Source organism: Xaviernesmea rhizosphaerae (assembly GCF_001938945.1).
Classification (GTDB): domain Bacteria; phylum Pseudomonadota; class Alphaproteobacteria; order Rhizobiales; family Rhizobiaceae; genus Xaviernesmea; species Xaviernesmea rhizosphaerae.
On sequence record NZ_MKIO01000024.1, the window covers coordinates 104,219 to 128,232 of the forward strand.

A 24,014-nucleotide genomic window follows, 5' to 3' on the forward strand; every position below is an offset into this window, starting at 1 on the left:
ATCGCCCTATATGATGTTAAGACCGCAGGAAGGTTTTGCGCTTGCGAAGGTCCTGCCGATTTAGGAGTGCGGTGATGCGTTTGAAAGAGAGCGGTGCACGAGGCCTGAAGCTTTTCGCCTCTTCTCTCGCAGTGTTGATCGCTCTCCTCTTCAGCGTGATCCCGGCTGCCGCGGCACCCGTTAGTCTCGTCGGCTTCGGCGATAGCCTGATGGCCGGCTACCAGCTGCCGCCGGAAGACGCCTTTCCCGCACGGATGGAAAAGGCCTTGCGCGACAAGGGGCTCGACGTCACCATTGCCAATGCCGGCGTGTCCGGCGACACCACGGCCGCGGGGCTTGCGCGCATCGCCTGGTCCGTGCCCGATGGCACCAAAGGAGTGATCCTCGAACTGGGCGCCAATGACGCCCTGCGCGGCATTCCGCCCGAAGAGACCCGGAAGAACCTGACGGCGATGATCGAGGCGCTGAAGGCGCGCGGGATCGACATTCTTCTGGTGGGCATGCTGGCGCCGCCGAACATGGGCGGCGATTACGGCGCCCGGTTCAATGCGATCTATCCCGATCTCGCCAAGACCTATGGTCTGACGCTTTACCCGTTTTTCCTCGACGGCGTGGTGGAAAATGCTGCGCTGAAGCTGCAGGACGGCATGCATCCCAATGCCGAGGGCGTGGCGACCATGGTCGACCGCATGCTGCCGGCGGCAGAAGCTTTCGTGCGCAAGCTAGCGGAATGAATTTAACGTTTGAGACACCTCTGCGGCGATCTCGCGGATCAAATGTTCAATTCAAACCACTGGAAGCATCACAGTAACCTAACGAGACCTGTGGATAAGCCCGTTCAGTCTTTGTTAAGCTTGCCGGGTAAATATTGCAGGTGCGAATTTGCAGTTGCGCGGCCTCGACCGTCATGTTTCGCTCGGGGTGTCGCCAAAGATTCGAGGAGCTGGCCATGCCGAGATTGTTCACCGCCCTCGAGATTCCCCGCAATGCCGCCATGAGTCTTTCGCTCCTGCGCGGCGGTCTTCCCGGCGCCCGCTGGATCGACGTGGAAAATTACCACATCACCCTGCGCTTCATCGGCGATGTCGACGGCCGCACGGCGGACGAGATCGTCGAGCGGCTCGATCGGATCGAGCGGCCGGAATTCCAGCTGCAGCTGACCGGCACCGGCGCCTTCGGCTCCAAGAAGCCGCATTCGGTCTGGGCCGGCGTCACCACTCCGCCCGAGCTGTTTCAGCTGCAGGCCGAGATCGAGCGCATCTGCCAGCGCATTGGTCTTCCCTCCGACCCGCGCAAGTTCACCCCGCATGTGACGCTCGCCCGGCTGCGCTCCACGCCGGTGGACGAGGTCGTGCGCTATCTCACAGGCCGGGGCGGCTTCATGACGCAGCCCTTCACCGTTTCGCGCTTCGTCCTCTTGTCCTCGCGCGATTCCGTCGGCGGCGGTCCCTATCTGACCGAAGAGGTCTTCCCGCTGCATGAGGCGCCCGCCAAGCGCGCCATGATGGAAGTCGGCCCAGAGCTTCCCAGACTCTGAGCGGCCTCAGGGCTCTGCCGATGTCGCGCAAGCGGTTGGACGAAGCAGCCATTGCCGACGGGATCGCCCGGCTCAATCTGGGCCTCGACCCGGCTGAGAGCTGGCAGCGCGACGCGGACGGCCTGTCGATCGCGCGCAGCTTCCGCTTCGACAGCTTTGCCGAAGCCTTCGCTTTCATGACGCGATCAGCCCTTGTGGCCGAGAAGCTCGATCACCATCCCGACTGGTCGAACAGCTATCGCACCGTATCCGTGCGGCTGACGACCCATTCCGCCCAAGGGCTGACGGCGCTGGATCTGGCGCTGGCGGAGGCGATGAACGCGGCCGCCCGCAGACCGTAGAGCCTTGGATCAGAGCATCGGGCCGAAAGGTTGGAGCCGGTTTTCGGGAAGATCCCATGCGCAGTCAAAGGTCGGGCGCAACGGGCTGATTTTCCGTCCGATGCCCTGCCGTCTTGCCCTGATCCCATGGCGATCCCGCCGCAGGCCAGCTCTGCACCAAGAGGACCTTTAATCTCGCCTGTGCATTCCCATATGCGTTCAGACGATCCGCACGCCACCCTCTGGCGTGAAGGACAGACACCGTTCTGACAAGGACAAGGTTCTGACACAAGGACAGGCGAATGGATGAGGTGAAGATCGGCGAGATCCTGTTGCCGGGCGAGGAAAGCGAGCAGGATGCCAAGGCGCGGCGCGTGCGCAAGCGCTTCTGGCCGACCCTGAAGCGGGCCATCGGCCATATTCCCTTCGCCCGCGACCTCGTCGCCAGCTACTATTGCGCACTCGACCCGGAGACGCCGCTGCGCACGCGCGGCATCCTTCTAGGCGCGCTCGCCTATTTCGTGCTGCCTTTCGATGTCGTGCCGGATTTTCTCGCGGTCGTCGGCTTTTCCGACGATATCGCTGTACTCACAGCCGCCTTTGCCGCCGTCAGCGGCCAGATCCGCGAACGGCATTACCAGAAGGCGGATGCGGCGCTGAAAGGGCCGATGCCGGAGAGCTGAGTGGTTGAGGAGCTTGGGCGCGGCGCTTGGCGTCCGGGTTCAGCTGGCGCTTTCGATCCCCTGCTCGCCAAGCAAGGTGCGCAGCTTGCCGAAGGCAAGCCGCAGTCGTGACTTGACCGTACCGAGCGGCAGGCCCGTTTCGGTGGCGATCTCGGAATGGGAGCGCCCCAGGAAAAAGGCCAGCTGCACCAGATGCAATTGCTCCTGCGGCAGCTTTTTGATCACCCGCTGCACCACATCCTCGCGATCCGTCATGTCCACCACCTCGTCTGGTGCGGGCGGTGCCGTCGGCTGAAGAGCCATGTCGTGCTCGTCCAGCTTGGCGGCGCGCTTTCGGCGCGCGGCATCGATCCGGCGGTTGCGCGCAATGCGAAACAGCCAGGTCGACAGCGAGGATTTCGCCGGATCGTAAAGATGCGCCTTGTTCCAAAGCACCACCATCACCTCCTGCACCAGTTCCTCCGCTTCCATCGCGCTCATGCTCTGGCGCATCAGAAACGACTTCAAACGCGGTGCGAAAAAAGTGAAGAGCTGCGCGAAAGCAGCCTTGTCGCGGTTTTTGGCGACGGCATCCGCCAGGAGGGCAAACTGCCGCCGTTCATCACCATCCATGCGCCTCTTGAGGCCTCCCGCAAACGTGATCGTCCGTCCAGGGCATCAGACCCCGAAGGGAAAGTGGTCCGCAGCTCTGGAATTTTTGTTCTTGCATCGATTTAACCGAAAAACCGTTTCTCGCTTTTCGGCCTGACGCTCTAATGACAACAGGTTGCCTGGTTTTGTCAAAGGTCAAACTCTCGCCCAATTTTTTCTGACAGTGGACGGCGACCGGACGGTCCGCATTGGGAAACCAAGCTTCCTTCCCCATCTTTCTTATTCGCCGCAGCAGGTGGCGGCCGGGCTCACCATGGCGCGCCGGCCGTGCTCTCGGGCCGGGGTAGGCCCTGCTGCTGGCGCTGATCTGCTCGACGGGAGGGGGACGCAGCAGGATCGTCCGGGCGCAGATGGGTCAAGAACGCTTTGTTAACCTCAACGAAGCCATAATTGATTGCCTTGAACACCCCAGCGTCGCCTGCCAGGCCCCTTTGATGGGCGGCCGGCAGGCAAACTTATGGCAGGACAAGATGTTTGTACGAAAACTCACCCTTGCGCTCGCACTCGCGGTAACAGGTGCGGGCATCGCGGCGGCGCAATCGCCGACGCGCATCCAGCAGTTCAACGCCTGGGGCGCCTATTCCTATCAGTCGGGCAAGAGCAAGGTCTGCTATGTGCTCTCCGTTCCCAAGGAAAAGACACCGGCCAGCGTCGATCATGGCGACGTCTTCTTCCTCGTCTCCCAGCGCCCCGGCCAGAACATCTCCTATGAGCCGCAGGTGATGGTCGGCTATCCGCTGCAGGAAAATTCCAAGGTCACCGTCACCATCGACCAGAAGAATTTTACGCTGTTCACCAAGGGCAATTCGGCCTGGGTGGAAAATGCCGCGGAAGAGCCGGCGCTGGTCACGGCGATGAAGTCTGGCAAGTCGCTCAAGGTGGCCGCCAAGTCCCGCAAGGGCACGGCCACGTCCTACACCTATTCGCTCTCGGGCATCTCGGCAGCGCTGAAGCAGATCGAGAGCTGCAAGTAAGATCGGCGCTGGCAGGCCTCGTGCGGGGCTTTGGCGACATTATCGGAAAGGCGCGGCCCTCGGGCCGGCGCCTTTTTGCATGTCGGGCGCGTGACTGCGCGGCGAAATCATGCTATGGGCCCGGCAAAGATTGATGGCTCCGTGCGCTCGCCGCCACGCGGCCTCCCCCTATGCTCACATGACCGATGACGACTGAAACGAGAAGGGCGGGATGATCCGCTCATGGCTCGATGCCCTTGTTTATCCGTCAGGCGCCGATCCGTCAGGAACAAACGACATGGCCGATACCGCTCTTTCCGACCTGCCTGCCAAGGCGTCGTCCGCCCCCTCCTTCTCTCCCATGGCCGCCGCGACGCGCCCCGCGCCGGAAAAGCCGTCGCTGATCGGCCTGACGCGCGAGGAGATGGCCGAGGCGCTGGGCGGCATCGGCGTGCCCGAGCGCCAGCGCCGCATGCGCGTCAACCAGCTGTGGCACTGGCTCTATGTGCGCGGCGTGTCCGATTTCGACGCGATGACCAATGTCGCCAAGGACATGCGCGCGCTGTTGAAGACGCATTTCACCATTGCCCGTCCGGAAGTGGTGGAGGAGCAAATTTCGAGCGACGGCACGCGCAAATGGCTCCTGCGCTTTCCCGCCCGCGGCGCCGGCCGCCCGGTGGAGGTGGAAACCGTCTATATCCCCGAGGAAGGACGCGGCACGCTGTGCATGTCGAGCCAGGTCGGCTGTTCGTTGACCTGCTCCTTCTGCCACACCGGCACGCAGCGCCTTGTGCGCAATCTGACGGCCGAGGAGATCCTCGCCCAGCTTCTCCTGGCGCGCGACCGTCTCGGCGATTTTCCCGGTGCCGACGTGCCTGAAGGCGGGCTCATTCCGTCGAGCGACCGCAAGGTCACCAACATCGTCATGATGGGCATGGGTGAGCCGCTCTATAATTTCGAGGCGGTGAAGACCGCCCTGCTGATCGCGTCGGATGGCGACGGCTTGTCGCTCTCCAAGCGCCGTATCACGCTCTCCACCTCGGGCGTCGTGCCTGAGATCGCCCGCACCGGCGAGGAAATCGGCGTGATGCTGGCAATCTCGCTCCATGCCGTGCGCGACGATCTTCGTGACATGCTGGTGCCGATCAACAAGAAATATCCGCTGAAGGAGTTGATGGAGGCCTGCCGGGCCTATCCGGGGCTCTCCAATGCCCGGCGCATCACCTTCGAATATGTCATGCTCGAAGGCGTCAACGATTCGCTTGAGGATGCCAAGGATCTGGTCCGGCTGCTCAAGGGCATTCCCGCCAAGATCAACCTGATCCCCTTCAATCCCTGGCCGGGCACCAATTACCGCTGCTCCTCCTGGGAGCAGATCGAGACCTTCGCCGATTTCATCAACAGTGCCGGCTACGCATCACCGATCCGCACCCCGCGCGGCCGGGACATCCTGGCCGCCTGCGGCCAGCTGAAGTCGGAATCCGAGCGTATGCGCAAGGTTGACCGTCTTGCCTATGAGGCGATGATGATCGCCAATCACGGCGAGGACGATTGAGGCGATCCGGTTCGGCGCCTGTCTAGGAACTTGCCCGTCGCTTGCCACGCGGTGGGAGCGGATGCGTGTTTTTCCGCGAACGCATAGCCGTTTCCACCCCGACTTGCCTCGAACCTCGCCCCATGATCGTCCGACCCAACCGCAACGGCTTCCTGACCCTCTTTGCCCTTCGCGGCTCGATCCTGCCGGCGATCGCGCCGCGGCTGATCGTGACCACGGGCGTCGCCTGCCTGGCCGTCGTCTTCTCGCGCCATCACCCCAGCCTGTTTTCCGGCGTGGGGTTGACGCCGTTCACGCTGATCGGGCTCACGCTGTCGATCTTCATGAGCTTTCGCAACAGCGCCTGCTTTGCCCGCTGGTGGGAGAGCCGCCAGCTCTGGGGCGCGATCGTCACGGAGATGCGTAGCATGGCGCGCCAGCTTGGCAGCCTCAGCCTTGAGGAGCGCCGGCCGATGCTGCTTGGCCTTCTCGGCTTTGCTCATGGTCTGGCCGCGCGCCTTCGCGGCCATGATGAAGCACATGCGATCGCTGCGGCAAGCGGCGGCGAGGGCTATGCCGGGGCGCCCAACCCGACCGATGCGGTGCTGCGGACCGTGGGCCTGCAGGCGGCGCGGCTGAATGCGCAAGGGCGGATCGGCGATATCGCACTCTCGCTCCTGGAAACACGGCTCGGTCATCTCAGTGCCGCTCAGGCCGGATGCGAGCGGATTGCCACCACGCCGCTGCCCTTCTCCTATTCTCTGCTGATGCATCGCACGGCGACGATCTTCTGCCTGCTGCTGCCCTTTGCGCTGGCCGGGACGCTCGGCTGGTGGTCGCCGGCCATTGTCTTCATCATGAGCTATACGCTCTTCGGCCTGGACCGGCTGGGCGACGAGCTGGAAAATCCCTTCGGTACGGATATGAACGACCTGCCGCTCGATGCGCTGGTGCGTGTTATCGAGCGCGACCTCCTGCACGCGGCCGAGCTGCACCCGCTGCCGCCGCCCCTCGAGCCGAAGAATTTTGTGCTGAGCTGATCGCTCTGTGTCGGTGGGAGAGGCGCGCCGGCGGCTTTATCGCGCGCTGGTGAAAAGGATCTTCACCGCAAAGAGCGAGAAGACCGAGGCGATCAGATAGTCGAGCCCGCGCAGGGCCTTGGGATTGGCGCGCAGCCAGCCCGACAGCGCATCCGCGCCCAGCACCACCGCCAGCCCGATCGGAAGGCTGACGACAATCGACCATAGGCCGAGAAAGACCAGCTTGCCGGCGACATGCGGATCGCTGGCGCTGACGAATTGCGGCAGGAAGGTCATGAAGAAGATGATGACCTTCGGATTGAGCAGATTGACCCAGAGACCATTGACGAAGGCGCCGGCCAGCGACCGCTGGGCCGCGGTTTCCGGCCGCATGGAGAAGCTGGAGCCATGGCGGATGGCGGCGAAGGCGAGCCAGGCGAGATAGGCCGCGCCGCCGGTCTTCAAAAGCAGAAAGGCGGTCGGTGAGGCGACGATCAGTGCGGCGATGCCGAAGGCGACCAGCAGCGTATGGACCGAGACGCCGGTGCTGGTGCCGGCCAGCACCGCCAGCCCGATGGCGCGGCCATCGCGCATCGATCGGCTCATCCACAGCGTCATGTCGGGCCCCGGCGTCAGCGCCAGAAGCAGGATCGCGCCGGTGAAGGCCAGGATGACGGGGAAGGACGGCACGAAATCCATGGCAAAACTCCCGGAAAAGGGGTGATCGAAACGGCATTTGTCATCGCTAGGCCAAAGTCAAGTAACATGTTATGGAGCATGTGCCGAAACATTCCCATCCCTGCCACGAGATCGCCCTTCATGCCCAGCACCGTGACCGTCACCCTTGACGACGATCTCCTGGCTCTCGCGCAGGAGCTGGTCGATCGCGGCTGGTTCGGCTCGGTCGAGGAGGTGCTGCTCGGTGGTCTTCGCCGCTTGGAGCGCGAGGCGGAGGAACTCTGCGCCTTGCATGATACGCTGATGGAAGAGGGCGAAGAGGATGAGGACGAGGCCCTGGACGCGATGATGGCGCCCGCGCCGCGCCGGCAGCGGGACGCGGTCTGATCAGGCGTTTCGCTCTCGGGGCTTAAGCCTTACCGAAGGCCGCCTTGGCACATCGTCATATTCCCGCTAAGAGTTCGCTGGATTTACGCGCTCCGGTCATCCGGCCGGGCCGCCTTCGACCCCTCATCCGACGGACCCCTCCCATGGCATCGCATACGAACGTCAAGAAGGTCGTCCTCGCCTATTCCGGCGGGCTCGACACCTCGATCATCCTGAAGTGGCTGCAGACCGAGCTCGGCGCCGAAGTCGTCACCTTCACGGCCGATCTCGGCCAGGGCGAGGAGCTGGAGCCGGCCCGCAAGAAGGCCGAGATGCTCGGCATCAAGGAGATCTTCATCGAGGATGTGCGCGAGGAATTCGTGCGCGACTTCGTCTTCCCGATGTTCCGCGCCAATGCCGTCTATGAAGGCGTCTATCTGCTCGGCACCTCGATTGCCCGGCCGCTGATCTCCAAGCACCTGATCGAGATCGCCAAGAAGACCGGCGCCGACGCCATCGCCCATGGCGCCACCGGCAAGGGCAATGACCAGGTCCGCTTCGAACTGTCGGCCTATGCGCTGAACCCCGACATCAAGATCATCGCGCCTTGGCGCGACTGGTCGTTCAAGAGCCGCACTGACCTCTTGAACTTCGCCGAGCAGCACCAGATCCCCGTGGCCAAGGACAAGAAGGGCGAAGCGCCTTTCTCGGTCGACGCCAATCTGCTGCACTCCTCCTCCGAGGGCAAGGTTCTGGAAGATCCGGCGCAGGAAGCGCCCGAATATGTGCATATGCGCACCATTTCCCCCGAGGCCGCGCCCGACAAGGCGACGATCATCAAGATCGGTTTCGAGAAGGGCGATGCCGTCTCCATCAATGGCGAGCGCCTCTCGCCCGCCACGCTGCTCGCCAAGCTCAATGATTACGGCCGCGACAATGGCATCGGCCGCCTCGATCTCGTGGAAAACCGCTTCGTCGGCATGAAGAGCCGCGGCGTTTATGAGACCCCCGGCGGCACCATCCTGCTCGCCGCTCACCGCGCCATCGAATCGATCACGCTCGACCGGGGTGCTGCGCATCTCAAGGACGAGCTGATGCCGCGCTATGCCGAGCTGATCTATTACGGCTTCTGGTTCTCGCCGGAGCGCGAAATGCTGCAGGCCGCCATCGACCTGTCGCAGCGCCATGTCGAGGGCGAGGTGACGCTGAAGCTCTACAAGGGCAATGTCATGGTCATCGGCCGCGAATCGGAGAAGTCGCTCTATTCCGACAAGCTGGTCACCTTCGAGGACGACCAGGGCGCCTACGACCAGAAGGACGCTGCCGGCTTCATCAAGCTCAACGCGCTGCGCCTGCGCACGCTGGGCAAGCGCGGCCGCTAAATCCGCGCCTTGACCGGTCCGCCGGTCGGAATGCGCAGTGGCGCACATTGCTGTGAGGCATCATCCCTGGGGTTCGCGCCCCGGGGATTTTTTATGGCTGAAGGCTGGCGCAGGCAGACACGAACCGGAGTGTCACAGCACGCGGCCCAGCTGGCTTGTTGGCACCGCATCCCCCTCATCTGACCCTTCGGGCCATCTTCTCCCCGTGGGTGAGAAGAGAGGTCCAGCGCCGTTTCACGCCTTCCAAGGGCGCCACGGAAAGCAGTGAGCCGGCTTTTTATCAGCGGAATGCGGTTCTGCCGCATCGTTCCCAGTCTCTTCTCCCCAGCGGGGAGAAGATGGCCCGAAGGGGCAGGCGAGGGGGCGACGCCGAAGCCTCTCGTGCCCGAGAAGGCGTTGGCAACACCTGTCCAGCCCTCTGCGCCCTATCGACATCCCCCAAAACGCGAAGAAGCCGGGCTTTTGGCCCGGCTTCTCCAGCTCTGTCTCTGTTGAGAAAGAGTTAAGCGGCGAGATCGCGCAGAACGGTCTGCAGGATGCCGCCATTGTTGACGTAGGTGACTTCGTCGAGCGTATCGATCCGGCAGATGAGCGGAACTTCCTTCACCGTGCCATCGCCATAGGTGATGACGGCGGTGCGCTTTTCGCGCGGCTGGACATTGCCGAGGTTCTCGATCGTCACGGTCTCGTCGCCCTTCAGGCCCAGCGAGGCCCAGGTGGTGCCGGGCTCGAAGACGAAGGGAACGATGCCCATGCCGACCAGATTCGAGCGGTGGATACGCTCGAAGCTTTCGGCGATCACGGCCTTGACGCCGAGCAGGTTGGTGCCCTTGGCCGCCCAGTCGCGCGAGGAGCCGTTGCCATATTCGACGCCGGCGAAGATGACGAGCGGAACGCCCTCTTCCTTGTACTTCATGGCGGCGTCGTAGATCGACATCTCTTCCTTCGACGGATAGTGGATGGTGTAGCCACCTTCCTTGCCGTTCGGGCCGAGCATGTGGTTGCGGATGCGGATATTGGCAAACGTGCCGCGCATCATCACTTCATGGTTGCCGCGACGGGTGCCGTACTGGTTGAAGTCCGCCACCGAGACGCCATGGCCGAGCAGATAGGCGCCGGCAGGCGAAGCCGCCTTGATCGAACCGGCCGGAGAGATGTGGTCGGTGGTGATCTTGTCACCGAACAGGCCGAGGACGCGGGCGCCCTTGATGTCGGAGATGCCGGAGCCGGACTTGCCCATGCCGACGAAGTAGGGCGGGTTCTGCACATAGGTCGAATCATCGTCCCAGGCATAGGTCTGGCCGTCCGGAACCTGGACGTTCTGCCAGTTCTCGTCGCCCTTGAAGACGTCGGCATACTTCGTCTCGTAGAGCTCGCGGGTGACGTATTTCTGGATGAACTCCTGCACTTCGGCAGAGGTCGGCCAGATGTCCTTGAGGTAGACGGGGTTGCCATCCTGATCCTCGCCGAGCGGTTCCGTGGTCAGGTCCTTCTGCACCGAGCCGGCCAGGGCGTAGGCCACGACCAGCGGCGGCGAGGCGAGGTAGTTCGCCTGGACGTCCGGCGAGATGCGGCCTTCAAAGTTGCGGTTGCCCGAGAGAACGCCCGCGGTGATCAGGCCCTTGTCATTGATCGTCTTGGAGATGGCGGCCGGCAGCGGGCCGGAATTGCCGATGCAGGTGGTGCAGCCGAAGCCGACCAGGTTGAAGCCCAGCGCGTCGAGGTCCTTCTGCAGGTCGGCCTTGGCCAGGTATTCGGCCACGACCTGCGATCCCGGTGCCAGCGAGGTCTTGACCCAGGGCTTGGACTTCAGGCCCTTGGCGACCGCGTTGCGGGCCAGAAGGCCGGCGGCGATCAGGACGCTCGGGTTCGAGGTGTTGGTGCACGACGTGATGGCGGCAATCGCCACGTCGCCATGGCCAAGATCGAATTCCTCGCCGTCGACCGCATAGCGGTTCGTCAGCTGGCCGGGCTTCTTATAGTCGTTTTCCAGCGCCGTGGCGAAGTTCGGGGCGATGGTTTCCAGGGCCAAGCGGCCTTCCGGACGCTTCGGGCCGGCCATGGAGGGCACGACGTCGCCGAGGTTGAGTTCCAGCGTGTCGGTGAAGACGAGGTCGGAGCCATCGCCTTCGCGCCACATGCCCTGAGCCTTGGAATAGGCTTCGACCAGCGCGATGCGGTCCTTGGTGCGGCCGGACATGTTGAGGTAGTTGATCGTCTCGCCATCAACCGGGAAGAAGCCGCAGGTCGCGCCATATTCCGGGCCCATATTGCCGATGGTCGCGCGGTCGGCGAGCGGCATGTTGTCGAGGCCGGGGCCGAAGAATTCGACGAACTTGGAGACCACGCCCTTCTTGCGCAGCATCTGCACGACGGTGAGCACCAGGTCGGTGGCGGTGACGCCTTCCTTGAGCTTGCCGGTCAGCTTGAAGCCGATGACTTCGGGCAGGAGCATGGAGACCGGCTGGCCGAGCATGGCCGCTTCCGCCTCGATGCCGCCCACGCCCCAGCCGAGCACGCCCAGGCCGTTGATCATGGTGGTGTGGCTGTCGGTGCCGACGCAGGTGTCGGGATAGGCGATCGTCTCGCCGTCCTCTTCCTTGGTCCAGACGGTCTGGCCGAGATATTCCAGATTGACCTGATGACAGATGCCGGTGCCGGGGGGAACGACGCGGAAGTTCTTGAACGCCTGCTGGCCCCACTTCAGGAAGCGGTAGCGCTCGCCATTGCGCTCATATTCTAGCTCGACATTGCGGGCAAAGGCGTTGGCGGAGCCGAATTCGTCGACGATGACCGAGTGGTCGATGACGAGATCGACCGGCACCAGCGGGTTGATCTTTTCCGGGTCGCCGCCGAGCGACTTGATGCCGTCGCGCATGGCGGCGAGGTCGACCACGGCCGGAACGCCGGTGAAGTCCTGCATCAGCACGCGGGCCGGGCGATAGGCGATTTCGTTCTCGGCCGTGCCCTTGTCCTGCAGCCAGGCGGCAATGTTGAGAATGTCCTGCTTGGTGACCGAGCGGCCATCCTCGTTGCGCAGCAGGTTCTCAAGCAGAACCTTCATGGAATAGGGCAGCTTGGAAACGCCGGGGAGACCGTTTTCCTCGGCCTTCGGCAGGCTGTAATAGACATAGTCCGTGCCGTTGACGGACAGCGTCGACCGGCAATTGAAACTGTCTAGGGACTTTGACACTGGATACCCCGCTCCGTGTAATCGCCAAAACCGACGTGCGAACGCCCGTGCGCCCCTGAGGGCCGCGAAATGGGATGCGGGTGCGGCCATTTCCGCTGTCCGCACGTGGAACGAATGTCCATGTTCGGCGCAAGAATGAAAATCACGCCGACCGCTGGCGTGCCGGGGCGGTTATAGATAATTTCGCGGTTCCATGCCAGACCCGAACATCCTGAAACGAGACAATTTTCTCGCGTTGCGACAAAGGTCGTAAAGGGACGATGAATGCCGCTTTGCCTGTCCATTGAAGGGCTTGCCGCCCGGCGCGGCGATGCGCCGATCTTTCGCGATCTCAGCTTTCGCGTGGCCGGCGCAGAGGTCCTGGTCGTGACCGGCGCGAACGGGTCCGGCAAGTCCACCCTCCTGCGGATCGTCGCAGGCCTCCTGCGCCCCGAGGCCGGCCGGGTGCGAATCACCGGGCTTGACGAGGCCGGCGACGCGCAGGCCGACGACCCGCAGCGCCGGCGCGAGGCCTGCCACTATCTCGGCCATCGCAACGGGCTGAAGGCGGAGCTGACGGTGCTCGACAATCTCGCCTTCTGGCGCGCGCTGGCCAGTGTCGAATCGCGCAAGGCCGGACTGCCGGTCGAAGCGGCGCTGGATGCCGTGGGGCTTGCCGCGCTCGCGCATCTGCCCGCCGGCGTTCTCTCCGCGGGCCAGAGCCGCCGCGCAGCACTTGCCCGCCTTCTGGTGGCCCACCGCCCGGTCTGGCTGCTGGACGAGCCGACGGCGGCGCTGGATGCGGCGTCAGACGCGATGGTCGCCGCGCTCATTCTGGCGCATGTCCGCGCGGGAGGGCTGGCGGTCGCCGCCACGCACCAGCCGCTGGACCTGCCCGGCGCTCTCAGGCTCGCCATGCCCGCCCGGCCCGATTTGCTGGACGAGACGCAGGAAGGCGCGCCGGACGATGGCTTCTGGCTGGATGCGCGACATGGGACGGGCGGGGCCGGCGATCGACCGCGGCGGGATGCACGATGAGGCGTCTGTTCCTGCGCGATCTCGCGCTCGCCTTCCGGGCTGGTGGTGGCGGGCTCACCGGCTTGCTCTTCTTCCTCGCCGTCGTGGCGATCGTCCCCTTCGGCATCGGGCCGGATCTGAAGCTGCTCGCCCGCATCGGCCCGTCGATCTTGTGGATCGGCGCGCTTCTGGCCGCGCTCCTCGGCCTCGACCGGCTGTTTCAGGCCGAGCGCGAGGATGGCACGCTGGATCTCCTCCTGATGCAGGAAACACCGCTGGTGCTGATCGTGCTGGTGAAATGCCTGGCGCATTGGGCGGCGAGCGGGCTGACGCTGGCGCTGAGCGTGCCGTTCCTGGGCCTGCTGCTCAATCTCGACGCGCCGGCCATCGGCGCCACCATGCTGACGCTTGCCTGCGGCACGCCGGCGCTGACGCTGATTGGCGCAGGCGCCGCCGCTGTGACCGTGGCGCTGCCGCGCGGTGGGCTGCTGGTCTCGGTGCTGGTGCTGCCGCTGGCCATCCCCGTGCTGATCTTCGGCGTCAGCGCCACGCAAGGCGCGCTGGAGGCGCCGGCGTCCTTCCTGCCGCCCTTCCTGATCCTCCTCGCGCTCAATCTGCTCTTTGCCGTGCTCGGCCCGCTGGCGGCCGCCGCCGCGCTGCGCAGCCTGGAGGACTGACGGGACCTTGCCGCGACCGGAACCGGGAGATGACCTTAAAGTGCGGGTGACCTGAATGTGAAGCACGCCGGCAGGCCGCAGGGCCGGCGTGGCACGGCTTTTTCGGAAATGCCGATTTCCCTTTTTCGAACGATGCACTAATCATCTTGTCATGAGCGACACCAGCCTGACGATCCGCCGCTTCAGCGATCTCGCCAATCCCTCGCGATTCCTGGCGCTGTCGGCGCGTCTGCTGCCATGGCTCTGTTGTCTCACCGCCCTTCTCTTCGCCGTCGGCCTGTTCTTCGCGGTCACCAGCGCCGGCGATTACCAGCAGGGCGAGACGGTGCGCATCATGTATGTGCATGTGCCCTCCGCCTGGCTGGCGATGATGATCTATGGCGTCATGTCGGTCTCCGCGCTCGGCACGCTGGTCTGGCGCCATCCGCTGGCCGATGTCGCCGCGCGCGCCGCCATGCCGATCGGCGCGGCCTTTACCGGTCTGGCGCTGGTCACGGGCTCGCTCTGGGGCAAGCCGATGTGGGGCGCCTGGTGGGTCTGGGATGCGCGGCTCACCTCCTTCTTCATCCTGTTCCTGATGTATGCAGGGCTGATCGCGCTCAACCGCGCGCTGGAGGATCCGGCCCGCGCGGCGCGGCTCTCGGCGATCCTGATCCTGCTCGGCTTCGTCAATATCCCGATCATCAAATTCTCGGTGGACTGGTGGAACACGCTGCATCAGCCGGCGAGCGTTCTGCGGCTTGGCGGCTCGGCGATCGACGCGGAGTTCCTGCGCCCGCTGCTGCTGATGGCTGCCGCCTTCACCTGCCTGTTCTTCTGCCTGCATCTGGCGGCCATGCGCAACGAGATCCTTCGCCGGCGCGTGGCCGTGCTGCGCCGCCAGTCAGCCCGCTCCGCCGCCTTGAACGGACCCGCCGCATGAATTTCGCCGCGCCCCATATCGGTTTCGTGCTGGCGAGCTATGGCGCCGCACTGGTCGTTGTTTTCGGGCTGATCCTCTGGGTGGTTCTCGATGGCCGCGCCCGGCGCGCGGATATCCGCGCGCTCGAGGCTGCCGGCATTCGCCGCCGCTCCGATCGCCGGCCCGAGAGCGGCTCTGCCCCGGATGCCCGCCCATGAGCGCGCCGGAGGACAAGGCCGACGAGGCCGATCACGGCGATCCGGATGGCTGGAACGAGGGCTCCCGCTCCGGCATCGGCCGCCGGCTGATCGTCGCGCTGCCGCTGCTTGTCTTCGCCGTGCTCGCCGTGCTCTTCCTGCTGCGGCTGGAATCGGGCCGCAATGCCCAGGACATCCCCTCCGCCCTGATCGGCACCAGGGCGCCGGCGCTGGCTCTGGCGCCGCTGGAGGGTGTGGCTCAGCCGGCGCTTGACGATGCGGCGATCAGGGGACGGCTGACCCTGGTCAATGTCTTCGCCTCCTGGTGCGTGCCCTGCCGGCAGGAGCACCCGCTGATCCTCGGCCTGTCGAAGGATCCCCGGCTCCAGGTCGTCGGCATCAACTACAAGGACCAGCCCGACAAGGCCCGCGCTTTCCTTGACGAACTCGGCAATCCCTATGCCGCCATCGGCACCGATCCCAAGGGCCGCGCGGCGATCGACTGGGGCGTCTACGGCATCCCCGAATCCTTCCTGGTCTCGCCTGAGGGCATCATCCTCTACAAGCGCATCGGCCCCTTCGATGATGAGGCGATCCGCAAGGAGTTGGAGCCGGCAATCGTGAAGGCGCTGGGCGGCGGGACATAATACCAAGTGTCGATGATAGGGACCTATAGGTTCCTATCATCGACACTTGGTATAAGGCATCAGGCCGACGCGTCGGTCGGCGGGATCATCGAGCGCTTTTCGCCCGCGCCCTCAAAGCGCCCCCTGCCATGCCTTGACCGCGTCGAGCGGCCAGACGAGCATCAACACATTCAAGGTCAGGTTGTCGCGAATCAGGAAGCCGGTGAGAAGCTCGAAGAAGAGGGCGATGGCGATGGTGAGCCAGACCGGCAGGCGGGCGGCGGCGAAAAAGCCGACGGCCATGAAGACGCTGTCCATGGTCGAGTTCAGGATGCTGTCGCCGAGATAGTCGAGCGAGATGGTGGCGGCGCGGTAGCGGTCGATGACGGCGGGGGAATTTTCCGCGATCTCCCACGCGGCCTCGATCAGCAGGGCGACGAAAAGGCGCGCGGACAGGGGCCTGCGGCGCATCAGCAGATGGGTCAGGCCATAGAACAGGAAGCCGTGGATGATGTGGGACGGCGTGTACCAGTCGGCGATGTGCTGGGAATTGCCCGGGCTCATCACCACCGGCTCGAACAGCTTGATCGTGCCGCAGGTGCAGATCAGCGTGCGGCCCATGGCGCCTTCGATCAGCGCCTGAAGGATGAGCACGGCGAGCGAGGCGGCCAGCCAGAAGGTCGGGCGCTGCCAAAGCGGCGGGGGCCCGGCGGTGAGCCCCCCTCCGGCCTCACGCGGCGCGCTCATCGTGTCTCGCCGTCCTTGCCGTTCTCGCTCTTTTCAGGCGGCGTCAGGCTGTGGCGCATGATCAGCGGCATCTGGGCGAGCGTGAAGGCGATGGTGATGGGCATGGTGCCCCAGACCTTGAAGGCCACCCAGAAATCGTCGGAGAAATTGCGCCAGACCACCTCGTTCATCACCGCCAGCACCAGGAAGAACAGGCCCCAGCGCAAGGTGAGCTTGCGCCAGCCCTCCTCGTCCAGCTGGAAGGCGGCGTTGAAGACGTAGCCGAGCAGGGAGCGGCCGAACAGGAGCCCGCCGAGCAGCACGGCACCGAACAGCGTGTTGACGATGGTCGGCTTCATCTTGATGAAGGTCTCGTTCTGCAGCCAGATCGACAGCGTGCCGAAGATCACCACGACGATGCCGGAGACGAAGGGCATGATCGGCAGATGGCCGAGCAGGATCTTCGACACCACGAGCGAGATCACCGTGGCGGCCATGAACAGGCCGGTGGCCACCAGAAGCGGGCCGCCGAGCACGGCCAGCGCCGGCACCTTCTCGATCAGCCAGGGGCCGCGCAGATTGGCGAAGAAGAAGATCAGCATCGGCCCGAGCTCCAGCGCCATCTTCAGGAGAGGATGGGCGCGCTCGGCGGGGGTCGACTTGACGTCGCTTTCAAAGGTCATCGCGTTCGGTCCCGAACTGCTGGAAGTCATGCTTCGCAATACGCCGGAAGCGTTTGCGGGGGAAGGGGGCGCCGGCGCCAGCCGGCCCGGCGTGCCCCATCAAGCCGGGCAAAGCGGCAGGGTAATGGCACGCCGCTAAACCTTTTCATACGGGTTTCCGGCTGATCGCTTCACGAACCGGAAACAATCAGGCGCCCGTTCCGGCGATCGCCCGGGCGAAGTCGCGCGCCTCGAAGGGCTCGAGATCGTCGATGCCCTCGCCGACGCCGATGAAATAGACCGGCAGCTTGTGCTTGGCTGAGATCGCCACGAGGATGCCGCCGCGCGCCGTGCCGTCGAGCTTGGTCATGATCAGCCCGTTGACGCCCGCCACATTGCGGAAAATCTCGACCTGGTTGAGCGCATTCTGGCCGGTGGTGGCGTCCAGCGTCTGCAGCACGGTGTGCGGCGCGTCGGGGTCGAGCTTGCCGAGCACGCGCACGATCTTTTCCAGCTCGGCCATCAGCTCGGTGCGGTTCTGCAGCCGGCCGGCAGTGTCGATGATCAGCACGTCGCTCTTCTGCCGCCGCGCTTCCTCGAAGGCCTCATAGGCAAGGCCAGCGGCATCCGCGCCGAGCTTGGTGGCGACGATATGCGATTTGGTGCGCTCGGCCCAGATCTTCAGCTGCTCGATGGCGGCGGCGCGGAAGGTGTCGCCGGCCGCCAGCATCACCTTGAGCCCGGCGCCGGAGAGCTTGGCGGCGAGCTTGCCGATGGTGGTGGTCTTGCCGGTGCCGTTCACGCCGACCACCAGGATCACATGCGGCTTGTGGCTGAGATCCAGCGTCAGCGGCTTGGCAACGGGGGTCAGCACCTTGGTGATCTCGTCAGCCATGATGCGCGAGACGTCCTCGCCCGTCACGTCACGGCCATAGCGCTCGGAGGCCAGCGTGTCGGTGATGCGCAGTGCCGTCTCCATCCCGAGATCGGCCTGGATCAGCAGGTCTTCCAGATCCTGCAGCGTGTCGTCGTCCAGCTTGCGCTTGGTGAAGAGCGCGGTGATCTGGCCGGTGAGCTGCGAGGAGGTGCGCGACAGGCCGTCGCGCAGGCGCTGGAACCAGTTGCGCTTCTGCTGGACGGCCACGACCTCCTCGACCGCCTCGCTGCGCGCAGCAAAGCCCTTGGGCAGGGCAGGCGAAGCCGCCAGCGCCGCGGCAGACTCGTCGTCGGGGGTGGAAGCTTCGGCCTCGCCGGCCTCGGTCGCACCGAAGGTTTCGGCCTTTGCTGCGTCCAGCGTGTCGGCCGGCGCGGCATCGCTGAGGGCCGGCGCCTCGTCGGCGGTCTCTGCCACGGCCTGTTCGGCGGGTGGCACATGAACAGCTGCTTCTGGCTCCAAAACCTCTGTTGCAGGCGCCGGCTGTGCCTCTTCCTGCGCGGGAGAGAGAGGCGCTTGGGCCATGGCGTCCAGATCGTCCTCGGCGATCGGTACGGCCGCGTCCAGCGTCTCGGGATCGAGCGGCGCTTCCTGCGTGCCGGCTTCGGCCTCGGCTTCCAGCAGCGACAGCGGCACCATCCCGAGATCGCCGATCGCCTCGATCGGCGGCAGAAGCGCGGGATCGTCCTGCGCGGCGGTGATCGCCTCGAAGTCGATTTCCTCATCGTCGGCAGGGCCGCCGGCCGTGTCCATCTCCTCCGGCAGCACCGGATCGGTGGCCAGCGGCAGGTCGGCCGCCTCCTGCGGCCCGGGCGCGGTCTGCTCCTCCTCGGGGCGCGGCGCCTCCTCGGCCGGCTTGCTGCGGCCAAAGGTGAAGACCTTCTTGATGAAATCGAGCGCCATGAAATTCCCGTTCGCCGGTCTGTTTGCGGAAGGCCCTGATGATGCGCCAAGGGCACCGGAAGGCGTCTTCCGTCCTCTGTTCTGTCGTCTGCCGCGGCCCGCCGCTCAAGCCCCTTCAGCCGGTCCCTCAGCCTGCCGCGTCAGGCGGCTGGACCGTCGATGGTCAGGTCCCGGCCGTCATGGCCGAGGATCGCGGCCTCCACGAGACGGCCCGGAGCAAGGCCCGGCGTCGCCACGCGCGTGAAGTCCTGCGTATGCGCGAAACCGTTGTTTTCGACAAGCAGCATCTGGCGCGTGCCGACCAGCCTGTCCAGATGGCGGCGGGCCAAAGTTTCGCCCACGGCCCTGAGCCGCGCCGCGCGCGCCTTGATCACGGCGCGGTCGAGCTGGGGCATGCGCGCCGCCGGCGTCATGGGGCGGGGGCTGTAGGGGAAGACGTGCAGCGTGGCGATCCGCGCCTCCTCGGCCAGGCTCACCGATTGCTCGAAAGCGGCCTCGCTCTCTGTCGGGAAGCCGGCGATGATATCGGCGCCCAGGCTGAGCTCCGGGCGCAGGCGCCGTGCCTGCTCCACAAAGGCCAGCGCCTCGGCGCGACTGTGACGGCGCTTCATCCGCTTCAGGATCAGGTCGTCGCCATGCTGCAGCGACAGGTGCAGATGCGGCATGAAGCGCGGCTCGTCGCCGAGCAGGTCCAGAAGATGCCGGTCGACCTCGATGCTGTCGATGGAGGAAAGCCGCAGCCGCAGGATATCCGGCAGCTGCTTCAAAAGCGTCTTGGCCAGCAGCCCGAGCGTAGGCGTTCCAGGCAGATCCGCGCCGTAGCTGGTGGCGTCCACGCCCGTCAGCACCAGCTCGCGATAGCCGCTTTCCACCAGCTGCCGGGCCTGGTCGACCACGGCGCCCATCGGCACGGAGCGGGAATTGCCCCGGCCATAGGGAATGATGCAGAAGGTGCAGCGGTGGTCGCAGCCATTCTGCACCTGCAGGAAGGCGCGCACATGCCCCTCGATCAGCTCCACCATCTGCGGCGCGCTCTCGCGCACGCTCATAATGTCGTTGACCTTGAGTTTCTCTTCGGCCGAGACGCCGAAATCCGGCAGGGCACGATAGGCTGCGCTGGTCAGCTTCTCCTCATTGCCGAGGACGGCGTCCACCTCGTCCATCGCGGCGAAATCGGCCGCTTGCGCCTGCGCCGCGCAGCCGGTGACGAGGATGCGCGCCTCCGGCCGCGCGCGTTTTGCCCGCCGGATGGCCTGGCGGGCCTGACGCACGGCCTCGCCGGTCACCGCGCAGGTGTTGACAACAACGGCATCCTTGAGCCCGGCTTCCGCCGCCTTCTGCCGGATCACTTCGGATTCATAGGTGTTCAGCCGGCAGCCGAAGGTGATGACCTCGACGGTGCTCACGAGGCCGCGGCTCCCGTTATCGTGCGCGCCCACTGGCCGGTTTGCGGATCGAGCTGGCCGTCCCATTCCCATTCGGCCGCGCCGGTCATGATCACATGGCCGTCGGTCTCGCGCCAGTCGATGGTCAGCGCCTGACGGTTGGGGCTGGAGGCGACGGTGATGGTGACGCTGCGGCCGGTGCGGCCGGTGCGCGCGCCGGAGACGGCGGCTGCGCAAGCCGCCGAGCCGCAGGCGAGCGTCAGCCCTGCGCCGCGCTCCCATGTGCGCGTGGTCATCGCCGCCGGACCCGTCACCTGGGCCAGCGTGATATTGGCCTTCTCGGTAAACAGCGGATGATGCTCGAGCATCGGGCCGATGCGGGCGAGGTCGAAGGTCATCGGGTCACGATCAACGAAGAACACCGCGTGCGGATTGCCCATCGACAGGGCTGAGGGCGAATGCAGGAGCGGCGCGTCGATCGGGCCGATCTGCAGCTCGATGCGGCTGGTGTCGTGAAAGGCCTCCGACAGGGGAATGCGCTGCCAGTCGAAAACGGGCGCGCCCATGTCGACCGAGACCATGCCATCCTCATGCTCCACCGCCTGGAGAATGCCGGCAGCGGTCTGGAAGGTGAAGCTGCGACGCCCGGTCTCGGCCGCCAGCGCCTGCACCACGCAGCGCGTGCCATTGCCGCAGGCGCCCGAGCCCGTCCCGTCATTGTTGAGAATGTCGATGAAGGCGTCGGTGCCTGCCGCGCGCGGATCATGGATCGCCATGATCTGGTCGAAATGGGTCTCGCTGGCGCTGGCCAGCGCAATGGCCGCCGCCGGGGTGATGCGATCGGTCCGGCCGCGCATATCGACAACAAGGATCTTGTTGCCGAGACCGTTCATCTTCGCGAAATTCACCTTGCCCGGCATGGGTCTTTCCTATTTTCGTGTGGCCTGTCGTGGTTCGGGCCCGTCATTCCGGCCTCCCTCGTGCTGGGCCGGTCGGGGCCGAAAGCAGGGGAGAGGTTGCAAGCTGCTGGCCGTTCTAGCGACGGGGATCGGCAAAGCAAGACCGTTTCGAGCCGGAACCCTGCCTCCAGATCGCCGCTGCATCCTGGATTCAGCAGGGATATGAGACAATTCTGCCTCAGAGTCGATGTGCCGGCAACCGCTCTGCTGCCGGCTCGCGCGCACCCCGCCGCGCAATTGCGCTTGCGCCCTGCCGGGATGACACATGCGTGCCCTCTTGCGCCAGGGACGAACGGGGCCGACGACTATATTTTAACATATCCTTAAATTAACGCGTCTTTTCCAGTCTGTCGCGCCGCCGGTCTATATTGTATTTTGCGCGAATAAGAAGGCGGAGACGGCAATCGAATAGATTTTCTTCCGGCGTATCATGACTTCCACTTATCCTCATAAAGACATCCTTAATTTTAATTTGTTGCTCTCTTGCTATGTAAAGAACACCACTTCGTTTCGAATCGGAATTCGGTTGTTCGACTGACGCAATCGAGAGGGGATGAGGATGACAATCGGCCGTAAGATGATCATGGTCAGTCTGGCGATTTTGCTGCTGGGCATCGGGGCCGCGGGTGCCGGCCTGTGGTCGGCCCACAGGCTGGACGGTACGATCGAAGCCGCGGCCTCGACTGCCGGCTGGCTGCGCAACCATATGCAGGCCGATATGATGCACGACGCTCTGCGCGCCGACGTGCTGGCGGCCGTTCTGTCCTCGCATCAGCCGGGACTGGCGACGCTTGACGAGATCGCCACCGATATGAAGGAGCATGTGCGCACCTTCCGCGCGGCCATCGCCGACAACAAGGCCAAGGTGACGGAGCCCCAGGTTGCCGGCCTGCTTGCCGCGCTCGACCAGCCGCTCGACAATTATATTCGCGGCGCCGAAGCGTTGATGGTCAAGGTCGAGGCAGGCCAGCTGGATGCGCAGGCCGATCTGGCCGGCTTCATGCAGCAATTCTCCGCGCTCGAGGACCGGATGGAGAAGGCGGGCGATGCGATCGAGGCGCTGTCCGAGCATATGCGTGCCGAAGGCGACGCGGTGTCCACCCAGGTGACGCTGATCCTGGAAATCGTGCTGGCGGCTACGCTGCTTCTGTCGGCCGGCGTCGCGTTCGTCCTGCGCCGGGTGATTGTCCGCCCGCTCGTCGCGCTGTCGACGCTCATGCGCCAGCTCGCCGATGGCAATACGCGGATCGATCTGCCCCAGGCATCGCGTGACGAGATCGGCGAGATGGTGGCTGCCGTTGCCATCTTTCGCGATTCCGCGCTGGCCAAGCAGGCACTGGAGGCGGACGCGGAGACAGCGCGCCAGCGCAGCGATGCGGAACGCGCGCGGATGGCGGCCGAGGCCGAGGCCGCAGCCGATGCCCGGATGAAGGCGGCAACCGGCGAACTGGCTTCGGCGCTGCGCCGGCTGGCCGATGGCGACCTTGCCTTTGTTCTCGAGCGGCCGCTCTCCCCGGAATTCGAAAATCTGCGGCATGACCTGAACGGCGCCGTCACGCAGCTGGGCGAGGCACTCAGTGCCGTCAGCAACGCAACCGAGCGCATGGATCATGGAACCGTCTCCATTCGGACCAACATTGACGACCTCTCCCAGCGCACCGAGCGCCAGGCCGCCACGCTGGAGCAGACGGCCGCCGCGCTCGAGGAGGTCACCGTGATTTCCAGCGGCGCCGCCCAGCGCGCCGACGAGGCCCGGCGCGAGGCGCTGAAGGCCAATGACAGCGCCAAGAACTCGGGCACCGTGGTAGCCAGCGCGGTCGAGGCCATGGAGCGCATCGAGGAGTCCTCCAGCCGGATCGGCAACATCATCTCCGTGATCGACGAGATCGCCTTCCAGACCAATCTTCTGGCGCTGAATGCCGGCGTCGAGGCTGCGCGCGCTGGCGAGGCCGGGCGCGGTTTTGCCGTCGTCGCCCAGGAGGTGCGCGAGCTGGCGCAGCGCACGGCAGCGGCTGCGCGCGAGATCAAGGAGTTGATCAGCCGCGCCAGCACCGAGGTCGCCCATGGCGTCTCGCTCGTCAACAGCACCGGCCAGGCGCTCGAGGCGATCGGGCATCATATCGTCGTCATCAACGACCATATAGCGGCCATCGCCACTGCCTCGCGCGAGCAGGCGACCGGCATTACCGAAGTCAATGCCTCGATCCGACAGCTGGACGAGGTGACGCAGCGCAATGCCGCCATGGCGGCCGAAAGCAATATGGAAAGCGGCCGGCTGGGCGAGGAGGCGGCCCATCTGCGCCAGCTGATCGCCCGCTTCCGCCTGCAGGGCGCGGCCCGGGCCTCAGCCCCCGCCCGCCGTGTGGCTTGACCCCTGCCGCGCATCACGCAATCTGAAACAAGGCCGGCGCGCCCCGACTTCGGTCGGGCGCGCCGGTCTTCATCTGTTCTGGACTGCCCTTATCTTTGGCCTGAACGGGCGCGCCGGGCGGCGGGCTGTCTCACTCGGGCGTTGCAAGACTTGACTTTCGCTGCATTCTCCTGTTTAAGCCCGCCAAATCCTGCGACGAGACCCAAGTTTCGAGCCGCCGACCGGGGCGCATGGACGCCATGACGATCCCGGAGGTCAACACCCGACAGCGCGATGCGCCCTCGGGTGCTTTTTGGCTTTGCGCCTTGTTTCGCGTTTCGCAGAACCCACGTTTCCGCCAGACCCAGGCAAAGGCCTGGCA

At 65.0% G+C, this 24,014-nt stretch carries 23 protein-coding genes; 15 read left to right on the forward strand and 8 right to left on the reverse strand.

Annotated features, from left to right (window positions below; all coding sequences use genetic code 11):
- Window positions 1-74 precede the first annotated feature (74 nt).
- The 4 genes from BJF92_RS07650 to BJF92_RS07665 all read left to right on the forward strand — a co-directional run bounded on the left by BJF92_RS07650 (window position 75) and on the right by BJF92_RS07665 (window position 2,540).
- The gene (locus BJF92_RS07650; protein WP_075634158.1) at window positions 75-734 is read left to right on the forward strand and encodes an arylesterase; all 660 of its coding nucleotides are present in this window, start codon (window positions 75-77) and stop codon (window positions 732-734) included.
- A 215-nt stretch (window positions 735-949) separates the two neighbouring features.
- A complete protein-coding gene (gene thpR, locus BJF92_RS07655; RefSeq protein ID WP_075634159.1) occupies window positions 950-1,537 on the forward strand; it encodes an RNA 2',3'-cyclic phosphodiesterase in 588 nt (195 codons plus the stop codon).
- A gap of 20 nt (window positions 1,538-1,557) precedes the next feature.
- Window positions 1,558-1,878, forward strand: coding sequence for a 4a-hydroxytetrahydrobiopterin dehydratase (locus BJF92_RS07660; protein ID WP_075634160.1), 321 nt, complete (start codon window positions 1,558-1,560; stop codon window positions 1,876-1,878).
- A gap of 281 nt (window positions 1,879-2,159) precedes the next feature.
- Complete coding sequence (locus tag BJF92_RS07665) at window positions 2,160-2,540, forward strand: YkvA family protein (protein WP_075634161.1); 381 nt, start codon at window positions 2,160-2,162, stop codon at window positions 2,538-2,540.
- Between the two features lie 39 nt (window positions 2,541-2,579).
- Here the strand turns inward: BJF92_RS07665 and BJF92_RS07670 are convergent, their stop codons facing one another.
- Window positions 2,580-3,152 carry a sigma-70 family RNA polymerase sigma factor gene (locus tag BJF92_RS07670; RefSeq protein WP_075634162.1) on the reverse strand — a complete coding sequence of 191 codons (573 nt, stop codon included), beginning with the start codon at window positions 3,150-3,152 and terminating at the stop codon, window positions 2,580-2,582.
- Between the two features lie 509 nt (window positions 3,153-3,661).
- Between BJF92_RS07670 and BJF92_RS07675 the strand changes: the two genes are divergently transcribed.
- The 3 genes from BJF92_RS07675 (at window position 3,662) to BJF92_RS07685 (ending at window position 6,718) form a co-directional block, all read left to right on the forward strand.
- Window positions 3,662-4,165 carry an invasion associated locus B family protein gene (locus tag BJF92_RS07675; protein ID WP_075634306.1) on the forward strand — a complete coding sequence of 168 codons (504 nt, stop codon included), beginning with the start codon at window positions 3,662-3,664 and terminating at the stop codon, window positions 4,163-4,165.
- A 340-nt stretch (window positions 4,166-4,505) separates the two neighbouring features.
- Complete coding sequence (gene rlmN / locus BJF92_RS07680; protein WP_075634307.1) at window positions 4,506-5,699, forward strand: dual-specificity RNA methyltransferase RlmN; 1,194 nt, start codon at window positions 4,506-4,508, stop codon at window positions 5,697-5,699.
- Between the two features lie 122 nt (window positions 5,700-5,821).
- Window positions 5,822-6,718, forward strand: coding sequence for a bestrophin family protein (locus BJF92_RS07685; protein WP_075634163.1), 897 nt, complete (start codon window positions 5,822-5,824; stop codon window positions 6,716-6,718).
- A 36-nt stretch (window positions 6,719-6,754) separates the two neighbouring features.
- On the opposite strand, the gene BJF92_RS07690 is transcribed toward BJF92_RS07685, so the two are convergent.
- Window positions 6,755-7,396 (reverse strand): LysE family translocator, encoded by a 642-nt coding sequence (locus BJF92_RS07690; RefSeq protein WP_075634164.1) that lies wholly within the window; start codon window positions 7,394-7,396, stop codon window positions 6,755-6,757.
- A gap of 120 nt (window positions 7,397-7,516) precedes the next feature.
- On the opposite strand from BJF92_RS07690, the gene BJF92_RS07695 reads away from it, so the two are divergent.
- Both BJF92_RS07695 and BJF92_RS07700 read left to right on the forward strand, forming a co-directional pair.
- A complete protein-coding gene (locus tag BJF92_RS07695) occupies window positions 7,517-7,762 on the forward strand; it encodes a ribbon-helix-helix domain-containing protein (RefSeq protein WP_075634165.1) in 246 nt (81 codons plus the stop codon).
- Window positions 7,763-7,905: 143 nt separating this feature from the next.
- Window positions 7,906-9,123 (forward strand): argininosuccinate synthase, encoded by a 1,218-nt coding sequence (locus BJF92_RS07700; RefSeq protein WP_075634166.1) that lies wholly within the window; start codon window positions 7,906-7,908, stop codon window positions 9,121-9,123.
- A gap of 502 nt (window positions 9,124-9,625) precedes the next feature.
- Here BJF92_RS07700 and acnA read toward each other — a convergent pair.
- Complete coding sequence (gene acnA, locus BJF92_RS07705) at window positions 9,626-12,316, reverse strand: aconitate hydratase AcnA (protein WP_075634167.1); 2,691 nt, start codon at window positions 12,314-12,316, stop codon at window positions 9,626-9,628.
- Between the two features lie 264 nt (window positions 12,317-12,580).
- On the opposite strand from acnA, the gene ccmA reads away from it, so the two are divergent.
- The 5 genes from ccmA (at window position 12,581) to BJF92_RS07730 (ending at window position 15,734) form a co-directional block, all read left to right on the forward strand.
- Complete coding sequence (gene ccmA, locus BJF92_RS07710; RefSeq protein ID WP_075634168.1) at window positions 12,581-13,333, forward strand: heme ABC exporter ATP-binding protein CcmA; 753 nt, start codon at window positions 12,581-12,583, stop codon at window positions 13,331-13,333.
- Complete coding sequence (gene ccmB, locus BJF92_RS07715) at window positions 13,330-13,989, forward strand: heme exporter protein CcmB (RefSeq protein WP_075634169.1); 660 nt, start codon at window positions 13,330-13,332, stop codon at window positions 13,987-13,989. Before ccmA ends, ccmB begins: the two co-directional genes overlap by 4 nt.
- Window positions 13,990-14,140: 151 nt before the next feature.
- Window positions 14,141-14,911 (forward strand): heme ABC transporter permease, encoded by a 771-nt coding sequence (locus BJF92_RS07720; protein WP_075634170.1) that lies wholly within the window; start codon window positions 14,141-14,143, stop codon window positions 14,909-14,911.
- The gene (gene ccmD, locus BJF92_RS07725) at window positions 14,908-15,108 is read left to right on the forward strand and encodes a heme exporter protein CcmD (RefSeq protein WP_075634171.1); all 201 of its coding nucleotides are present in this window, start codon (window positions 14,908-14,910) and stop codon (window positions 15,106-15,108) included. The genes BJF92_RS07720 and ccmD overlap by 4 nt, the downstream gene beginning before the upstream one ends.
- Window positions 15,105-15,734: a DsbE family thiol:disulfide interchange protein gene (locus tag BJF92_RS07730; protein ID WP_078057917.1), complete on the forward strand. Its 630-nt coding sequence runs from the start codon at window positions 15,105-15,107 to the stop codon at window positions 15,732-15,734. The genes ccmD and BJF92_RS07730 overlap by 4 nt, the downstream gene beginning before the upstream one ends.
- Window positions 15,735-15,845: 111 nt before the next feature.
- On the opposite strand, the gene BJF92_RS07735 is transcribed toward BJF92_RS07730, so the two are convergent.
- The 5 genes from BJF92_RS07735 to dapF all read right to left on the reverse strand — a co-directional run bounded on the left by BJF92_RS07735 (window position 15,846) and on the right by dapF (window position 21,243).
- Window positions 15,846-16,460 (reverse strand): DUF2585 domain-containing protein, encoded by a 615-nt coding sequence (locus tag BJF92_RS07735; RefSeq protein WP_075634172.1) that lies wholly within the window; start codon window positions 16,458-16,460, stop codon window positions 15,846-15,848.
- On the reverse strand, window positions 16,457-17,122 hold the full coding sequence (locus BJF92_RS07740; RefSeq protein ID WP_075634173.1) for a septation protein A: 666 nt from the start codon (window positions 17,120-17,122) through the stop codon (window positions 16,457-16,459). Before BJF92_RS07740 ends, BJF92_RS07735 begins: the two co-directional genes overlap by 4 nt.
- 187 nt (window positions 17,123-17,309) lie before the next feature.
- The gene (ftsY, locus tag BJF92_RS07745) at window positions 17,310-18,938 is read right to left on the reverse strand and encodes a signal recognition particle-docking protein FtsY (protein WP_075634174.1); all 1,629 of its coding nucleotides are present in this window, start codon (window positions 18,936-18,938) and stop codon (window positions 17,310-17,312) included.
- Window positions 18,939-19,078: 140 nt separating this feature from the next.
- Window positions 19,079-20,344 (reverse strand): tRNA (N(6)-L-threonylcarbamoyladenosine(37)-C(2))-methylthiotransferase MtaB, encoded by a 1,266-nt coding sequence (gene mtaB, locus BJF92_RS07750; protein ID WP_075634175.1) that lies wholly within the window; start codon window positions 20,342-20,344, stop codon window positions 19,079-19,081.
- Window positions 20,341-21,243: a diaminopimelate epimerase gene (gene dapF / locus BJF92_RS07755; RefSeq protein WP_075634176.1), complete on the reverse strand. Its 903-nt coding sequence runs from the start codon at window positions 21,241-21,243 to the stop codon at window positions 20,341-20,343. The genes mtaB and dapF overlap by 4 nt, the downstream gene beginning before the upstream one ends.
- Window positions 21,244-21,841: 598 nt before the next feature.
- Here dapF and BJF92_RS07760 point away from each other — a divergent pair.
- Window positions 21,842-23,653: a methyl-accepting chemotaxis protein gene (locus BJF92_RS07760; RefSeq protein ID WP_075634177.1), complete on the forward strand. Its 1,812-nt coding sequence runs from the start codon at window positions 21,842-21,844 to the stop codon at window positions 23,651-23,653.
- Window positions 23,654-24,014: the final 361 nt, after the last annotated feature.

Coding starts and splice junctions, on each gene's coding strand:
- BJF92_RS07650 (WP_075634158.1), top strand. CDS start 75: ATGCGTTTGAAAGAGAGCGGTGCACGAGGCCTGAAGCTTTTCGCCTCT.
- thpR (WP_075634159.1), top strand. CDS start 950: ATGCCGAGATTGTTCACCGCCCTCGAGATTCCCCGCAATGCCGCCATG.
- BJF92_RS07660 (WP_075634160.1), top strand. CDS start 1,558: ATGTCGCGCAAGCGGTTGGACGAAGCAGCCATTGCCGACGGGATCGCC.
- BJF92_RS07665 (WP_075634161.1), top strand. CDS start 2,160: ATGGATGAGGTGAAGATCGGCGAGATCCTGTTGCCGGGCGAGGAAAGC.
- BJF92_RS07670 (WP_075634162.1), bottom strand. CDS start 3,152: ATGGATGGTGATGAACGGCGGCAGTTTGCCCTCCTGGCGGATGCCGTC.
- BJF92_RS07675 (WP_075634306.1), top strand. CDS start 3,662: ATGTTTGTACGAAAACTCACCCTTGCGCTCGCACTCGCGGTAACAGGT.
- rlmN (WP_075634307.1), top strand. CDS start 4,506: ATGGCCGCCGCGACGCGCCCCGCGCCGGAAAAGCCGTCGCTGATCGGC.
- BJF92_RS07685 (WP_075634163.1), top strand. CDS start 5,822: ATGATCGTCCGACCCAACCGCAACGGCTTCCTGACCCTCTTTGCCCTT.
- BJF92_RS07690 (WP_075634164.1), bottom strand. CDS start 7,396: ATGGATTTCGTGCCGTCCTTCCCCGTCATCCTGGCCTTCACCGGCGCG.
- BJF92_RS07695 (WP_075634165.1), top strand. CDS start 7,517: ATGCCCAGCACCGTGACCGTCACCCTTGACGACGATCTCCTGGCTCTC.
- BJF92_RS07700 (WP_075634166.1), top strand. CDS start 7,906: ATGGCATCGCATACGAACGTCAAGAAGGTCGTCCTCGCCTATTCCGGC.
- ccmA (WP_075634168.1), top strand. CDS start 12,581: ATGCCGCTTTGCCTGTCCATTGAAGGGCTTGCCGCCCGGCGCGGCGAT.
- ccmB (WP_075634169.1), top strand. CDS start 13,330: ATGAGGCGTCTGTTCCTGCGCGATCTCGCGCTCGCCTTCCGGGCTGGT.
- BJF92_RS07720 (WP_075634170.1), top strand. CDS start 14,141: ATGAGCGACACCAGCCTGACGATCCGCCGCTTCAGCGATCTCGCCAAT.
- ccmD (WP_075634171.1), top strand. CDS start 14,908: ATGAATTTCGCCGCGCCCCATATCGGTTTCGTGCTGGCGAGCTATGGC.
- BJF92_RS07730 (WP_078057917.1), top strand. CDS start 15,105: ATGAGCGCGCCGGAGGACAAGGCCGACGAGGCCGATCACGGCGATCCG.
- BJF92_RS07735 (WP_075634172.1), bottom strand. CDS start 16,460: ATGAGCGCGCCGCGTGAGGCCGGAGGGGGGCTCACCGCCGGGCCCCCG.
- BJF92_RS07740 (WP_075634173.1), bottom strand. CDS start 17,122: ATGACCTTTGAAAGCGACGTCAAGTCGACCCCCGCCGAGCGCGCCCAT.
- ftsY (WP_075634174.1), bottom strand. CDS start 18,938: ATGGCGCTCGATTTCATCAAGAAGGTCTTCACCTTTGGCCGCAGCAAG.
- dapF (WP_075634176.1), bottom strand. CDS start 21,243: ATGCCGGGCAAGGTGAATTTCGCGAAGATGAACGGTCTCGGCAACAAG.
- BJF92_RS07760 (WP_075634177.1), top strand. CDS start 21,842: ATGACAATCGGCCGTAAGATGATCATGGTCAGTCTGGCGATTTTGCTG.